Annotated in this window: 12 protein-coding genes and 1 tRNA gene; 7 read left to right on the top strand and 6 right to left on the bottom strand. The window is 71.0% G+C overall.

Annotated elements, in window-relative coordinates; translation table 11 throughout:
• Positions 1-4: 4 nt before the first annotated feature.
• Positions 5-1,465, bottom strand: a complete 1,461-nt coding sequence (locus ACFY7E_RS09780; protein ID WP_389482654.1) for a DUF2252 domain-containing protein — start codon at positions 1,463-1,465, stop codon at positions 5-7.
• 151 nt (positions 1,466-1,616) lie between these two features.
• Positions 1,617-2,735: a hypothetical protein gene (locus tag ACFY7E_RS09775; RefSeq protein ID WP_389482652.1), complete on the bottom strand. Its 1,119-nt coding sequence runs from the start codon at positions 2,733-2,735 to the stop codon at positions 1,617-1,619.
• A 91-nt stretch (positions 2,736-2,826) separates the two neighbouring features.
• Between ACFY7E_RS09775 and ACFY7E_RS09770 the strand changes: the two genes are divergently transcribed.
• Positions 2,827-3,294 (top strand): MarR family winged helix-turn-helix transcriptional regulator, encoded by a 468-nt coding sequence (locus ACFY7E_RS09770; protein WP_383435390.1) that lies wholly within the window; start codon positions 2,827-2,829, stop codon positions 3,292-3,294.
• Between the two features lie 114 nt (positions 3,295-3,408).
• Here ACFY7E_RS09770 and ACFY7E_RS09765 read toward each other — a convergent pair whose 3' ends face one another.
• The 3 genes from ACFY7E_RS09765 to ACFY7E_RS09755 form a co-directional block, all read right to left on the bottom strand.
• Positions 3,409-4,068 (bottom strand): response regulator, encoded by a 660-nt coding sequence (locus tag ACFY7E_RS09765; RefSeq protein WP_389482649.1) that lies wholly within the window; start codon positions 4,066-4,068, stop codon positions 3,409-3,411.
• Between the two features lie 36 nt (positions 4,069-4,104).
• Positions 4,105-5,877, bottom strand: coding sequence for a sensor histidine kinase (locus ACFY7E_RS09760; RefSeq protein WP_389483343.1), 1,773 nt, complete (start codon positions 5,875-5,877; stop codon positions 4,105-4,107).
• Positions 5,878-6,078: 201 nt separating this feature from the next.
• Positions 6,079-6,165 (bottom strand) — tRNA-Leu (locus ACFY7E_RS09755).
• Between the two features lie 536 nt (positions 6,166-6,701).
• Between ACFY7E_RS09755 and ACFY7E_RS09750 the strand changes: the two genes are divergently transcribed.
• The 6 genes from ACFY7E_RS09750 to pknB all read left to right on the top strand — a co-directional run bounded on the left by ACFY7E_RS09750 (position 6,702) and on the right by pknB (position 14,896).
• Entirely contained in the window at positions 6,702-7,541 is an 840-nt protein-coding gene (locus ACFY7E_RS09750) for an FhaA domain-containing protein (RefSeq protein WP_383435396.1), read from the top strand.
• 10 nt (positions 7,542-7,551) lie between these two features.
• A complete protein-coding gene (locus ACFY7E_RS09745) occupies positions 7,552-8,073 on the top strand; it encodes an FHA domain-containing protein (RefSeq protein WP_383435398.1) in 522 nt (173 codons plus the stop codon).
• A gap of 180 nt (positions 8,074-8,253) precedes the next feature.
• Positions 8,254-9,744, top strand: a complete 1,491-nt coding sequence (locus ACFY7E_RS09740) for a Stp1/IreP family PP2C-type Ser/Thr phosphatase (protein ID WP_389482647.1) — start codon at positions 8,254-8,256, stop codon at positions 9,742-9,744.
• 27 nt (positions 9,745-9,771) lie between these two features.
• On the top strand, positions 9,772-11,193 hold the full coding sequence (locus tag ACFY7E_RS09735) for an FtsW/RodA/SpoVE family cell cycle protein (protein ID WP_389482645.1): 1,422 nt from the start codon (positions 9,772-9,774) through the stop codon (positions 11,191-11,193).
• On the top strand, positions 11,190-12,656 hold the full coding sequence (locus tag ACFY7E_RS09730; RefSeq protein ID WP_389482642.1) for a peptidoglycan D,D-transpeptidase FtsI family protein: 1,467 nt from the start codon (positions 11,190-11,192) through the stop codon (positions 12,654-12,656). The genes ACFY7E_RS09735 and ACFY7E_RS09730 overlap by 4 nt, the downstream gene beginning before the upstream one ends.
• Before the next feature lie 167 nt (positions 12,657-12,823).
• A complete protein-coding gene (gene pknB, locus ACFY7E_RS09725; protein WP_389482639.1) occupies positions 12,824-14,896 on the top strand; it encodes a Stk1 family PASTA domain-containing Ser/Thr kinase in 2,073 nt (690 codons plus the stop codon).
• Positions 14,897-15,006: 110 nt separating this feature from the next.
• Here pknB and ACFY7E_RS09720 read toward each other — a convergent pair whose 3' ends face one another.
• Positions 15,007-15,684 (bottom strand): class E sortase, encoded by a 678-nt coding sequence (locus ACFY7E_RS09720; RefSeq protein ID WP_389482637.1) that lies wholly within the window; start codon positions 15,682-15,684, stop codon positions 15,007-15,009.
• Positions 15,685-15,706 lie beyond the last annotated feature (22 nt).

The following is a 15,706-nucleotide window of genomic DNA, read 5'->3' as shown; positions in this document are numbered from 1 at the left end:
GGAGTCAGACGCCCAGCTCGGCCGCCACCCGTCCGGAGCGGACGGCGGAGAGCAGGTCGGCGTGGTCGGCCGTGGTGCGGTCCGCGTACGCGACGGCGAAGGAGGCGACGGCCTCGTCCAGCTCCTCGTTCTTGCCGCAGTAGCCGGATATCAGACGCGGGTCGGCGCTGTGGGCGTGGGCGCGGGCGAGCAGGGCGCCGGTCATCCGCCCGTAGTCGTCGACCTGGTCGGCGGCGAGCGCGGCGGGGTCGACGCTGCCCTTGCGGTTGCGGAACTGGCGCACCTGGAAGGGGCGCCCGTCGACCGTGGTCCAGCCGAGCAGGATGTCGCTGACGACCTGCATCCGCTTCTGCCCGAGCACCACGCGCCTCCCCTCGTGGTCCGCCTCCTTCACGGTGAAGCCGGCGGCCGGCAGGTGGGGGAGCAGGGCCGAGGGCCGGGCCTCCTTGACCTGGAGCACCAGCGGCTCGCCCCGGTGGTCCAGGAGCAGCACGACGTAGGAGCGGGTGCCGACGCTGCCGGTGCCGACCACCCGGAAGGCCACGTCGTGGACGGCGTACCGCGCGAGGAGCGGCAGCCGGTCCTCGGACACGGTCTCCAGGTACGCGCCGAGGGAGGCGGCGACCCGGGCCGCCTCGGCGTCCGGGATCCCGCGCAGCACCGGGGGAGCGTCGACGAACCTGCGGCCGCCGCCCCCGGCGTCCGCCACGATCTCGGTCGACCGGGCGGCGAACCGGGCGCTGGTGTTGTTGCGGGCCTTGGCGGAGACCTTCTCCAGGATGCCGAGGAGGTCGTGGGCGTCGGCGTGGGAGACGAGCTCCTCGTCGGCGATCGCGTTCCAGGCGTCGGCGACGGGGAGCCGGGCGAGCAGGCGCATGGTGCGCCGGTAGGCGCCGACGGCGTCGAAGGCGGCGGCCCGGCAGGCCTCCTCGCTCGCGCCGACCTCCCGTCCGGCGAGGACGAGGGAGGTGGCGAGCCGCTTGAGGTCCCACTCCCAGGGACCGACGACGGTCTCGTCGAAGTCGTTGAGGTCCATGACGAGCCGGCCGCGGGCGTCCCCGTAGAGACCGAAGTTGGCGGCGTGCGCGTCACCGCACAGCTGCGCGGCGATCCCGGTGACGGGGGTCCCGGCGAGGTCCTGGGCCATCAGCCCGGCGGACCCGCGCAGGAAGGCGAACGGGCTCGCCGCCATCCTGCCGACCCGTATCGGCGTGAGCTCGGGGACCCGGCCGCGGTTCGACTCCTCGACGGCGCGGACGGCGTCCGGACGCCCGGCGACGGGGTCCTGCCGGGCGTGCGAGGAGCGGGGGACCCGCTCGCGCAGCTCCTTGCCCCACTCCTTGGGGGAGACGCCGGTCCCGGCGGCCGCCCGGCGCGCGAACCCCGGCACGTGCGGGATCCGCGCCCGGTCGCCCACGCTGTCCGTACCGCGCTGTTCCGGCACGACAGCCGTGATCACGTCCATGGGACGCCCTCCCCCGATGCGATGTCCTACTCGTTCGGCCCCGACGGTACCGCCGCCGCCGATCGGCCGTCTCCCCCTGTGGACGAGCGCCTGTGGACAACTCCCCGGAAGCGCTCCGGGCAGGTACCCGCCGCCGGAACCCGGGCGGTCCTCAGACCGCGACGGCCTCCTCCATCTCCTCCTCGGCCTCGGCCTTCTCCTCCGCCGTGGCCTCCGCTGTGGCCTTCGAGGTGGCCTCCATGGCGGTCTTCGGAGCGGGGCCGACGGCAGGCACACCCTCGGCCGGCTTCGCGCGCCGCGCCTCCGTGAGGCCCGCGACGGTGACGAGGACGGCTCCGGCGAGCAGCCAGAAAGCGAGGACGAGGACGTTCCCGCCGAGGTCGTAACCGTCGAAGTACACATGGGCGCGCACGCCCTCGACGAAGCCCGCGCCGTTCCAGAAGGCGTGCAGGGAGCCGAAGAAGCCGGGCTGGAGCTCGGGCCGGTAGATGCCGCCCGAGCTGGTGAAGTTGAGCATGACGAAGAGGACCATCACGCCGAGCGTGGTCCAGCGGCGCAGGAAGGTGTGCAGGCCGACGCCGACGAGGAGGATGCCCGCCGCGTACAGCCAGGACATCGCCCACACCCCGCCGAGCCCCCGGTCGACCAGGTGGAAGACCGGTCCGGCGAAGAGGGTGCCGATCAGGCTGACGACGAACGACATGCCGGCGGCGAGGAGGACCCTGATCCGCATGGGCAGGACGGCTCCGGCGCCGCCGATGACGGCGACCGAGGCGTACGCGCCGATGCTGAGGGCGACCAGGAGGAAGAAGACGCCCTGGCCGGTGGGGTCGCCGGAGGCGGTGGGGGCGACGTCGGTGACCCTCAGGGGGGCGTCCTGCGCGGCGGCGACCTTGGTGAACACCTTCTCGACCGCCATGGCGCTGGTGTCGGAGGAGCCCGAGGCGACGAGGAGCTCGGGCTTCGTGCCCGGTACGTAGGCGCCGAAGCTGTGCTGCTCGCGCAGCGCGGTGACGGCCGTCTCCCGGTCGGCGACGGTACGGACGTCGAGGGCGCCCGCCCCCCTGTCCTGGAGCGACTGGGCCAGGACCTGGGTCGTGGGTCCCGAGCCGACGACGTCGACGCGCAGGTCGTGGGGTTCGGGGGCGTGGAAGGCGCCGAGGTAGGCGAGTCCCATGCCGACGCACATCAGCAGGGGGGTGAGCAGATGCCCGAGGACGTGCTTCAACGCTCCCCTGGTGTTCGGTCCTGCGGACACCGAGACCTCCATGGTTGGCTTTTACAACTAAGGAACCGTTGTACTATACAACCGAAAGGCCGTGACGGGCGAACAGCGCCCGTGCGACGACGAGGGAGCCCTCATGACCGACGGCGCCGAACCACCCCGCGAGGCGTCCCTCGACGTCATCCAGCGCGAGCTGACGGCCTTCGCCCGCCGGGCCCGCGCCGCGGCGGCCCGGGTCCATCCCGAGCTCCCGCTCGTCTCGTACACGCTCCTCGCCCACATCGAGGAGCGGCACGGCTGCCGCGCGACCGACCTCGCGGCCCACTACCTGCTGGACAAGTCGACGGTCAGCCGCCAGCTCGCCGGCCTGGAGAAGCTCGGCTTCGTGGAGCGCCGTCCGGCCCCCGACGACCACCGCGTGCAGGTCCTGCACGCCACGGAGAAGGGCACGAAGGTCCTCGCCTCGGCCCGGACGAACCGCAGGGCCGCCTATCAGGAGCGCCTCAAGGACTGGTCGGCCGAGGACCTCGCCCGCTTCGCCGCGTACCTCCTGCGCTACAACGACGCCGGCACGGACGCCCTCCCGGACCACCCCTCCCCCTGACCCGGCCCCCACCCTCCCGGCTCCGCGCCCCCGCCGGGAAAACCCCCGCCCCCTACCGGGAAAGCCCTTACAGCCCCGAGCCTTACAGCCCCGCTCCCATACAGCCCCGAGTCCTTACAGCCCCGCGTCCCGCGCGAGCAGCGCCGCCTGGACGCGGTTCTCGCAGTCCAGCTTGGCCAGGATCCGGCTCACGTACGTCTTCACCGTGCCCTCGCTCATGTGCAGCCGCCTCCCCGCGTCCGCGTTGGACAGGCCCTCCCCGAGCAGCGCCAGGACGTCCCGCTCCTTCTCGCTCAGCGCCGCCACCCGCCCCCGCGCCTCCTCGGCGCGGGCCGCCTCCCGGCCCTTGGCGAGCCGCTCCACCACGTGCCGGGTCGCCGCCGGCGACAGATACGCGTCCCCCGCCGCGGCCGCCCGCACGGCCCCGATCAGCTCCGCCGGCGCCGTGTCCTTGAGCAGGAACCCGGCGCCCCCGTACTCGAGTGCCCGCAGGACGTTCTCCCGCTCGCCGAAGGTCGTCAGGACGACGACCCGGGCCGCGGGCGCCGCCCGCCGCAGCTCCGGCAGCGCCGAGAGCCCGTCGAGGACTGGCATCTGGATGTCGAGCAGCACCACGTCGGCGGCGTGCGCCCGCGCCGCATCGACCGCCGCCCGCCCGTCGGCCGCCTCCCCGACGACCTGGATCTCCGGGTCCGAGTTGAGGATCATCCGGATCCCGGCCCTGATCAGCGGCTCGTCGTCGGCGATCACGACCCTGATGGGCTGCCCTGCCACAGCTTCTCCCCCACGGCTCCGGTACGAGCGGCCGCGCTACCGCTGCTCGGCCGTGTACGACTTCTTCTCGATCAGCTTGCCGTCCTTGAAGCAGAACCGGAAAACGGGCTCCTCGTTCCAGTTCCCGCCCGTCTCCGAGGACAGCAGCACCAGGCACTCGGCCCCTTCCGGCTGCGCGGGCCCCGAGCCCTGGAGGCCCACCGTGGCTATCGAGTCGCCCGAGGGCAGCCGGTCGCGGACCTCCTTCTCGCTCGCCCCGATCTTCACCGCCTCGTACTCCGAGGGATCGATCATCCCCTTCTCCAGCGAACCCACCAGGAAGTAGAGGCCGAAGCCGCCCGCCACCAGAAGCAGGACGAGCGCCGCGAACGCGATCCCGCACCCCACCGCGACCCCTCTGCCCGTGCCCCGGCCCCCACGCATCGCCATCGCCAACTCCCGCTCGGTGAAAGTCCGGTCGGCCGGTCCGACCACGACCGGACGACCATCGCCCACCAGCGGCTTCGTGGTCTGCTGCCGGAAGTCGTCGGCCGCGTCGACCAAAGGCACCGCCTCCGCGACCGGCGCCGCCCCGTACGGCAGCATCCCCGCCACCCGGAACCCGCCGCCGTCGCCCGGCCCCGCGTGACACATGCCGCCCACCAGCCGGGCCCGCTCGGCGAGGCCGGTCAGCCCCTGCCCGCCGCTCACCACGTCCTCACCGGGCCCGCCCACCGGCTCCTCGTTGACGACCTCGACGACGAAGGCGTCCGGCTCGTAGCGGAGTTCGACGCCGATCGGCGCTCCCGGCGCGTACTTGTAGGCGTTGGTCAGGGCCTCCTGCACGATCCTGTACGCCGCGTGGTCGGCCGCCGGAGCGAGCGGACGCTCCTCCCCCGACCGCCGCAGCCCGACCTCGGTGCCGGCCGCACGGGCCGCCGCCACCAGCCCCTCGATGCCGGCGATCCCCCGGGCCGCCCGCCCCGTCTCGTCCCCCGCGGGCGCGGGCGCCGCCGCCTGCCCGTCGGCCGCGCCGACGCCGTCGCGGAGTATCCCGACGACCTCCCTCAGCTCGTGCATCGCGGTCACCGAGGCGTTCCGCAGGACGCCGACCACCTCGCGCTGCCGCTCGCTCAGCTCCCGGTCCACCTCCAGGGCTCCCGTGTGCACGGCGATCAGGGCCAGTTGGTGCCCGAGGCTGTCGTGCATGTCCTGGGCGATGCGCTGCCGCTCCCGCAGCCGCGCCTGCCAGGCCACCATGGTCCGCTCGCGCAGCAGTTGGGCGTTGCGCTCCTGGAGCGCGTGCAGCAGGGTCCGCCGCTGGGTCCAGTAACGGTGGGCGAGCGCGGGGGCCAGGATGGTCCCCAGGTAGTAGAGGGTCGCCATGAAGACGACGGTGAAGAGCCGCTGCCGGTCCCAGGTGTCCACGAGCGTCCCCCCGACGTCGAGGACGAACGCGGCGATGAACGCGGCCAGCGCCCGCCCGGCGCTCGCGATGTACCGGCCGGCCGACCAGCCGACCACGAGCAGCAGCGGCCCGAACCCGGCGAGGAAGGGGGACAGCGCCGCCGTCAGGACGAGCACGCCCGCGGGGAGCCGCCTCCGCAGCAGCGAAAGGACGGCGGCAGCGGTGGCGACCCCGGCCGGCCGCCACCCCTCGCCGCCCAACAGCTCCTCGGTCCCGGCGCCGAGCAGCGCCACGACCACGGCGAGCGCCACCTCACCGGTGGTCCTGCGCCCCGACCACTGCCCGGGCACCGCGAACCAGGCCCACCCGGCGGCGAGTGCGGCCCCGATCCCGTACGAACCCCGGTCCCCCGACTTCGACATAGCGTCCACGCCCGCACCCTAGGCACGGGCCCCGCCGCCGGCCTTCCCTCTTTCGTCCCACCCGCCCACGACGAAGGTCGTGCTTCCTGTGGAGTACCTCACATCAGGGACAGGTCCGGGGGAAGGTCCCGGGAAAGCGAGAAGGCCGACACCATCTTCATGGTGCCGACCTTCTCATCGGTACAGCTGGAGCGATGCTCCTGGTGCGCGAGGGGGGAGTTGAACCCCCACGCCCTTTCGGGCACTGGAACCTGAATCCAGCGCGTCTGCCTATTCCGCCACCCGCGCATTGGGTGTGCTCCGGACTCTCTCACTTTTCGGTGGGATCGCCTGGCGACATCTGAAGATTAGCACGTCGCAGACCGTGGATTCACATCCGTTGTTTGGGCTCCGGTCACGGAGACCAAGGTGACCAGAGGGACCGGAGTGACCGAGCCGGGCAGCCGGGACGGCCAAGGCGGTCCGGACGGCCGGGGCGGCCGGGCTGAGGGAGTGACAGGAGGGCGGACGGGGGTAGGGCGGAGCGGAGGAGGACGCCTGCGGGAGGAGACCTGCGAGGGGCGGGGGAAAGAAGGGGAGGGATGGGGAGGGGAGAGCCCGGGGAGAGGGAGGAACGGGGACGGACCGCCCGGACCCCGGACCGAGCCCTCACTTCCACAGCTGGGTGCGGGACACTGTCCACAGGCCGCCTCTACGATCCGTGGGGGCAACCTGTGAGAGGTGACACTCGTCCACAGGGCAGAGAAGGGGAACCAGCCGATTTCCCGACGCGTGGATACGATCAGTAAGCAGTACCAGGACGACAACGACGGAGGAGGTGCCCCATGGGAGTCCTGAAGCGTTTCGAGCAGCGTCTCGAAGGTCTGGTCAACGGCACCTTCGCCAAGGTCTTCAAGTCCGAGGTCCAGCCTGTCGAGATCGCCGGCGCGCTCCAGCGCGAGTGCGACAACAACGCGCAGATCTGGAACCGCGAGCGGACCGTCGTGCCCAACGACTTCATCGTCGAGCTGAGCACACCGGACTACGAGCGACTCAGCCCCTACTCGGGCCAGCTCGGCGACGAGCTCGCCGGCCTGGTCAGGGACTACGCCAAGCAGCAGCGGTACACCTTCATGGGACCGATCAAGGTCCACCTGGAGAAGGCCGAGGACCTTGACACCGGTCTGTACCGCGTCCGCAGCCGCACACTGGCGTCGAGTACGTCACAGCCGCAGCCGCCCGCGGCCGGACAGCAGGGCCGCGACGGCTACGGGTACCCCCCGGCCGGCGCCCCGCCCATGCCCGCCTCACCGCCTCCCGGCGCGCCCGGCCACCGGCCGCAGGCCGCCTCGGGCCGCCCCGGCGCCATGCCCGGACCCGCCACCCACGGTGGTGCGGGCACCCAGGTGCGCCGCTGGATCGAGATCAACGGCACCCGCCACCAGATCTCGCGCTCGACCCTGGTCCTCGGCCGCAGCACCGACGCGGACGTGAGGATCGACGATCCCGGCGTCTCCCGCCGGCACTGCGAGATCCGGACCGGAACGCCCCCGACGATCCAGGATCTCGGATCCACCAACGGCATCGTGGTGGACGGGCAGCACACCACCCGCGCTACGCTCCGCGACGGCTCGCGGATCGTCGTGGGCAGCACCACCATCGTTTACCGGCAAGCCGAAGGGTGAAGCGGGGGCAATGTCAGAGCTGACCCTGACGGTCATGCGGTTGGGTTTCCTGGCCGTTCTGTGGCTGTTCGTCATCGTGGCCGTCCAGGTCATCCGCAGCGACCTCTTCGGTACGCGGGTCACCCAGCGCGGTTCGCGGCGCCAGGAGGCGCGGCCCCAGCAGGCCGCGCGCCAGGCCGCCGCGCCGCCGCAGCAGCGCGGCCAGCAGCAGAGCACGGGCGGCCGCCAGCGGCGTGGCGCCCCGACCAAACTCGTCGTCTCCGAGGGCACCCTCACCGGCACGACCGTCGCCCTCCAGGGCCAGACGATCACGCTGGGCCGGGCGCACGATTCGACGATCGTCCTCGACGACGACTACGCCTCCAGCAGGCACGCCCGGATCTACCCCGACCGGGACGGCCAGTGGATCGTCGAGGACCTCGGGTCCACCAACGGCACGTACCTCGACCGGGCCCGCCTCACCACCGCCACGCCGATTCCGCTGGGCGCGCCGATCCGCATCGGCAAGACCGTCATCGAGCTCCGGAAGTAGTACGACAATGAGCGAGCGGAGCGAGCGAGCCGGGACGGTCCCCGCCGCGGGACGTGCCGTGCTCCCGGCCGGAGCGACCGAAGCGCCCGGAGCGACTGAAGTGACCGGAGCGACCGGAGGGTGGGCAGTGTGGGTCGAGACCGGCCGTACCCCGATGCGGCGTCGACAGGGCAGGTGCGCATGAGTCTGTCGCTGCGCTTCGCCGCGGGCTCGCACAAGGGCATGATCCGCGAGGGCAACGAGGACTCCGGCTACGCCGGGCCCCGGCTGCTCGCCATCGCCGACGGCATGGGCGGCCAGGCCGCCGGCGAGGTCGCCTCCTCCGAGGTGATCTCCACCCTCGTCACCCTCGACGACGACGTCCCCGGCTCCGACATCCTCACCTCGCTCGGCACGGCGGTGCAGCGCGCCAACGACCAGCTGCGGATGATGGTCGAGGAGGACCCGCAGCTGGAGGGCATGGGCACCACGCTCACCGCCCTCCTGTGGACCGGTCAGCGGCTCGGCCTGGTGCACGTCGGCGACTCGCGCGCCTATCTGCTCCGCGACGGCGTCCTCACCCAGATCACCCAGGACCACACCTGGGTCCAGCGGCTCGTCGACGAGGGCCGGATCACCGAGGAAGAGGCCACCACCCACCCGCAGCGCTCGCTCCTCATGCGCGCGCTCGGCAGCGGCGACCACGTCGAGCCCGACCTCTCCATCCGGGAGGTCCGGGCCGGCGACCGCTACCTGATCTGCTCCGACGGCCTGTCCGGCGTGGTCTCGCACCAGACCCTCGAGGACACCCTCGCCAGCTACCAGGGCCCGCAGGAGACCGTGCAGGAGCTGATCCAGCTCGCGCTGCGCGGCGGCGGCCCCGACAACATCACGGTGATCGTCGCCGACGTCCTCGACGTCGACGGGGGCGACACCCTCGCCGGCCACCTCAGCGACACCCCGGTCATCGTGGGCGCGGTCGCCGAGAACCAGGCCCAGCTGAACGACGGCGGGGCCATGCAGACCCCGGCCGGCCGGGCCTCCGGGCTCGGCCGCCACGCCGCCCACCGGCAGCCCCCGGCCGGCGGCTTCGGCCCGCCCGGCAGCGGCGACGGCCGGGACTACGACGGGATGCCCCCGGAGGGCTCCTTCGAGTCGTACACCGACGACGACTTCGTCAAGCCCCGCAAGGGCCGCAAGTGGCTCAAGCGCTCCTTCTTCCTCGTCCTGGTCCTCGCCCTCCTCGGCGGCGGCCTCTACGGCGGCTGGCGCTGGACGCAGACCCAGTACTTCGTGGGCGCCAAGGACCACCACGTGGCGCTCTACCAGGGCATCAGCCAGGACCTGGCGTGGGTCTCGCTGTCGAAGGTCGAGAAGGACCACCCCGAGATCGAACTCAAGTACCTCCCCGCCTACCAGCGGAAGCAGGTCGAGAACACGATCGCGGGCGGCAGCCTCGGCAAGGCCGAGACGAAGATCTCCGAGCTGGCCGTGCAGGTCTCCGCCTGCAAGAAGACCGAGCAGCGCCGCGCCGCCGCCGAGAAGGCCGCCGACCAGGCGAGCAAGCCGCCGGTCCAGAAGCCCGACGGCACCGCCACCCCCGACCCCAAGCCCACCACAGCCACTCCGTCCCCGGGTCCCACCCTCACCGGGGAGGAGCAGAAGCTGGCCTCGAACTGCGGCAAGCAGTAAGCACCCGTAGGGGGGCCTTTCACCACCATGAGCGTTGTCACCAACACGACCACCATCGGCGCGATCGAGGCGCCGAGCCGCCGCAACACCGAGCTGGCGCTGCTCGCGTTCGCCGTCGCCATCCCGGTGTTCGCGTACCTCAACGTCGGCCTGGCCATCGACGGCAAGGTCCCGGCCGGCATGCTCGGGTACGGACTCGGCCTCGCCCTCCTCGCGGGCGTCGCGCACCTGGTGGTCCGCAAGTGGGCCCCGTACGCGGACCCGCTGCTGCTGCCCCTGGCGACCCTGCTGAACGGCATGGGTCTGGTACTGATCTGGCGGCTGGACCAGTCGCCGAGGCTGATCGCCACCTCGATGCGGCAGTACGGCAGCTTCAGCCCGGACGCTCCCAGCCAGATGATGTACTCGGCGATCGGCATCGCCATGTTCGTGGGCGTGCTGCTGCTGCTCAAGGACCACCGGGTCCTCCAGCGCTACACGTACATCTCCATGATGGCCGCCCTCGTCCTCCTGCTGCTGCCGCTCGTCCCGGGTCTCGGCGCGGACGTCTTCGGCGCCAAGATCTGGATCCGCATCGGCGGCTTCTCCATCCAGCCGGGCGAGTTCGCCAAGATCGTGCTTGCGGTCTTCTTCTCCGGATACCTCATGGTGAAGCGGGACGCGCTGGCCCTGGCGAGCCGCCGCTTCATGGGCCTCTACCTGCCGCGTGGCCGTGACCTCGGCCCGATCCTGACGATCTGGGCGGTCAGCCTCCTCATCCTGATCTTCGAGAACGACCTCGGCACCTCGATGCTGTTCTTCGGCATGTTCGTGATCATGCTGTACGTGGCGACGGAGCGGACCAGCTGGATCGTCATGGGTCTGGGCATGTCCGTCGCGGGCGCGGTCGGCGTGGCCTCCTTCGCGAGCCACGTCCAGGCACGTGTCGACGCCTGGGCCGACCCCTTCGCCTGCGCCGAGACGGTCAACGCCTGTGACCAGATGACCCAGGTGCTGATGTCCTTCGGCTCCGGCGGCATCCTCGGCACCGGCCTCGGCCAGGGCAACTCCGACCTGATCCAGTTCGCCGCCAACTCCGACTTCATCTTCGCCACCGTGGGTGAGGAACTCGGTCTCACCGGCGTGATGGTCTTCCTGCTCTTCTACGGACTGATCGCCGAGCGCGGCATCCGCACCGCTCTCGCCGCCCGCGACCCCTTCGGCAAGCTGCTCGCGATGGGCCTCTCCGGCGCCTTCGCGCTCCAGATCTTCGTCGTCGCCGGCGGCGTGATGGGCCTCATCCCGCTCACCGGCATGACCATGCCGTTCCTCGCGTACGGCGGTTCCTCAGTGATCGCCAACTGGGCCCTGATCGGCATCCTGATCCGGATCAGCGACACCGCGCGCCGTCCCGCGCCCGCGCCCGCCCCGTCCCCCGACGCCGAGATGACCCAGGTGGTCCGTCCGTGAACAAGCCGCTGCGACGGGTCGCGATCTTCTGCGGCCTGCTGATCCTCGCCCTGCTCGTGCGGGACAACTGGCTCCAGTTCGTCCGCGCCGACGAACTGAGCACCCACTCGTCCAACCGGCGGGTCCAGATCGAGCGGTACGCCAACGAGCGCGGCAACATCATCGTCGACGGCAAGCCGATCACCGGCTCCGTGGACTCCAAGGACGAGTACTACAAGTACAAGCGGACCTATGTCGACGGCCCCATGTGGGCCCCGGTCACCGGTTACGCCTCGCAGGCCTACGACGCCAACCAGATCGAGAAGATCGAGGACGGCATCCTCACCGGCAACGACGACCGGCTCTTCTTCGACCGCACCCTCGCCATGTTCACCGGCGAGAAGAAGAAGGGCGGCGACGTCGTCACCACCCTCAACGGCGCCGCGCAGAAGGCCGCCTTCGAGGGCCTCGGCGACAACACCGGCGCCGTCGTCGCCATCGAGCCGAGCACCGGCAAGATCCTCGCGCTGGCCTCCACCCCCTCGTACGACCCCTCCTCCTTCGCCGGCTACTCCGGCAAGGACGAGAAGGCGTGGGTCGCGCTGGAGAAGGACAAGAACAAGCCGAAGCTGAACCGGGCGCTCCGCGAGATCTACCCGCCCGGCTCCGTCTTCAAGGTCGTCACCGCCGCCGCCGCGCTGGAGAACGGCAAGGTCAACGACATCAACGCGCCGACCAAGACCCCCGAGGGCTGGAAGATCCCCCTCTCCAACAAGGAGATGGTCAACCACGCCAGCGGCTGCGCGAACGCCAGCCTGAACAGGGCGCTTGAGATCTCCTGCAACTCGGTCTTCGCCAAGCTCGGCGACGACGTCGGCCGCGACAAGATGGTCGAGATGGCCGAGAAGTTCGGTTTCAACGCCGAGCAGTTCGTTCCGGTCCGCTCCGCCGCCTCCGTCTACGACAAGAAGGCCGACCGCGGCGGCAACGCCCTCTCCTCCATCGGCCAGTTCAACACCGCGACCACCCCGCTCCAGATGGCGATGGTCACGGCGGCGATCGCCAACGACGGCAAGCTGATGAAGCCGTACATGATCGACGAGCTGCGCGCCCCGAACGTCGACCTGATCAAGAAGAACGAGCCCGAGGAGATGAGCCGCCCGGTCTCGCAGGAGACCGCCCAGAAGCTCCAGCAGATGATGGAGAACGTCGTCACGGAGGGCACCGGTGGCAACGCCGACCTGAAGATGGACGGCGTGAAGGTCGGCGGCAAGACGGGTACGGCCCAGCACGGCGAGAAGAACGCCAAGCGCCCCTACGCCTGGTTCATCTCGTACGCGAAGACCGCCGAGGGCTCCCCGGTCGCGGTCGCCGTCATCGTCGAGGACTCGGAGGGCACCAACCGCGAGGACATCAGCGGTGGCGGCCTGGCGGCCCCGATCGCGAAGGCCGTGATGAAGGCGGTCCTGAAGACCCGGGGCTGATCCCCCCGCCCGGGCCCCGGCCCGGTACGGGCCAGGTACCGGTCAGGTATCAGCTACCGGCCCCGGGCGGAACGCCTGCCCGGGGCCGGTAGCGTATGCGCGAACAGCACACACCGCCGGACCACCCATGGGTGCGGTCGGGACAGACGGAGAGGGCTGGATTAGCTATGGAAGAGCCGCGTCGCCTCGGCGGCCGGTACGAGCTGGGCTCGGTGCTCGGCCGTGGTGGCATGGCCGAGGTGTACCTCGCCCAGGACACCCGGCTCGGCCGCACCGTCGCCGTGAAGACGCTGCGGGTCGACCTGGCCCGTGATCCGTCCTTCCAGGCCCGGTTCCGCCGTGAGGCCCAGTCCGCCGCCTCGCTGAACCATCCGGCGATCGTCGCGGTCTACGACACCGGCGAGGACTACGTCGACGGGGTCTCCATCCCGTACATCGTGATGGAGTACGTCGACGGTTCGACCCTGCGTGAGCTGCTTCACTCCGGGCGCAAGCTGCTGCCCGAGCGCACCCTCGAGATGACGGTCGGCATCCTCCAGGCGCTGGAGTACTCGCACCGCGCCGGCATCGTGCACCGCGACATCAAGCCGGCGAACGTCATGCTGACGCGCACCGGCCAGGTCAAGGTCATGGACTTCGGCATCGCGCGCGCCATGGGCGACGCGGGCATGACCATGACGCAGACCGCCGCGGTGATCGGCACGGCCCAGTACCTCTCCCCGGAGCAGGCCAAGGGCGAGCAGGTCGACGCCCGTTCCGACCTGTACTCCACCGGCTGCCTGCTGTACGAGCTGCTCACCGTCCGTCCCCCGTTCATCGGCGACTCCCCGGTCGCGGTCGCGTACCAGCACGTGCGCGAGGAGCCGCAGACGCCGAGCAACTTCGACCCCGAGATCACGCCCGAGATGGACGCCATCGTCCTCAAGGCGCTGGTCAAGGACCCCGACTACCGCTACCAGTCGGCCGACGAGATGCGCGCGGACATCGAGGCCTGCCTCGACGGCCAGCCGGTCGCGGCCGCCGCGGCGATGGGCATGGCGGCGGCGCCTTCGTACGGCGGGGGCTACGGCGGCTACCCGCCGGAGGACCAGCCGACCACGGCCCTGCGCCAGGCCGACCCGGGCAGCCAGACCGCCATGCTCCCCCCGATCAACCCGAACGACGGCGGCTACGGCTACGACGACCGTCCGGACCGCCGTCGCGGAGGCGGCCAGAAGAAGTCGAACACCTCGACGATCCTGCTGGCCCTCGCCGGCGTCCTGGTGCTCATCGGCGCGATCTTCATCGGCGTCGCGATCTTCGACAAGAAGGAAGGCGCCGAGCCGGTCACCGTGCCGCAGCTGGTCGGCGAGAAGCTGGACGTCGCGACGAACCACGCCGCCAACGTGAAGCTGAAGGTCCAGCAGGCGGGGACCGAGCGCTGCGACCAGCCCACCGGCGCCGTCTGCCGTCAGGAACCGGTCGCGGACGGCGTCACCAAGGTGGAGCCCGACAGCACGATCAAGGTGTTCGTCTCCGAGGGCGCGCCGCTCGTGGAGGTCCCGGACGTCCAGGAGCAGTCCCAGGAGCGGGCCACGAAGTCCCTGGAGGACAAGGGCTTCAAGGTCAAGGTCGAGGAGGAGGAGTCCGACGAGGACCCGGGCTCGGTCCTGCGCCAGAACCCGGGCGGCGGCACCAAGGCGGAGCAGAACACCGAGGTGACGATCACCATCGCGAAGAAGAAGCTGTCCCAGCTTCCCAACGTGAAGGACCGCGCCTACGAGCAGGCCGTCCAGCAGCTGAGCACGGTCGGCTTCACCAATGTGACCAAGGAGGAAGTCGACTCCGACAAGCCCGCGGGCACGGTCGTCGACCAGACCCCGCAGGGCGACTCGAACCAGCCGAAGGACGTCCAGGTCACGCTGAAGGTCTCCAAGGGCCCGCAGCAGACCAAGGTCACGATCCCGGACGGCCTCGCGAACCGCCCCTTCAAGGACGTCAAGGCGCAGCTCGAAGGCATGGGCCTGACGGTCGTCCAGGAGGGTTCGGACAAGGAGGACGCGCTGGTGTTCGGCACCAACCCGCCCGCGAACACCCCGGTCGACACCGGATCCGCGGTGAAGGTCTTCACCGCGGGCGGCGGACTCCCCACCAACCCCGGTGACAACAACAACGGGGACAACAACGGTGGCAACAACGGCGGCGACAACGGCGGCGACAACGGCGGCGACAGCAACGGCATCGGCGGCTGGTTCGACTGATCGCCCGCCCCGTACGACGGGAGAGCCCCGGCATCCGATCCTCCGGATGCCGGGGCTCTCCCCTTGTCACCAGCGCGTTGTCACGGGCGCCTTGTCACGGGCGGAGTGGATCAGCGCAGCTCCGCCGGAGGCGTCCGGTCGCGGTCGACCCGTTCCGTGCGCTCCAGTTCGCCCCAGACGACGTACCGGTAGTCCGAGGTGTACATGGGCGTGCAGGTGGTCAGCGTGATGTAGCGCCCCGGCCCGGCCTTGCCGGACTCCTTCGGGACGGGCTGGAGGACGTCCACGTTGTACTTCGTGGTCTCGGGCAGGGACTTGTAGACCTTGTAGACGTACCAGGTGTCCTTGGACTCGAAGACGATCGCGTCCCCGGTCTTCAACTTGTGGATGTTGTGGAATTTCGCCCCGTGCCCGTCCCGGTGCGCGGCCAGCGTGAAGTTGCCCCGCTTCTCCTGCGGGAGCGCGGACTTGATCGGGTCGGTGTAGTACCCGGCCACGCCGTTGTTGAGGACGGCGGGGTCGGTGCCCCGCTTCACCAGAACCTCCTCGTCGCCCATCGCCGGCACGTGCAGGAAGCCGATGCCGTCCCGGGTGTCGAGCGCGCCCGGGGCGTCGTCGGCCCACTGGTCGCGGACCTGGGCGCCGTCCTGGTCGGCGGCGCGGTCGGCGAGGACGTTGGTCCACCACAGCGAGTAGAGGACGAAGAGTCCGAGCACCAGGCCCGCCGTGATGAGGAGTTCGCCGAAGACACTGATGATCCCGGCGATCCGGTTGCGCGCTCGTGCCACTGAGGTCGTCCTGTCGTCCCGT

It is taken from the genome of Streptomyces sp. NPDC012825 (assembly GCF_042900925.1).
In the GTDB taxonomy this organism is placed as follows: domain Bacteria; phylum Actinomycetota; class Actinomycetes; order Streptomycetales; family Streptomycetaceae; genus Streptomyces.
Note: the sequence above shows the minus strand (reverse complement) of the source record. Positions and strands in the feature narration are given on the sequence as shown.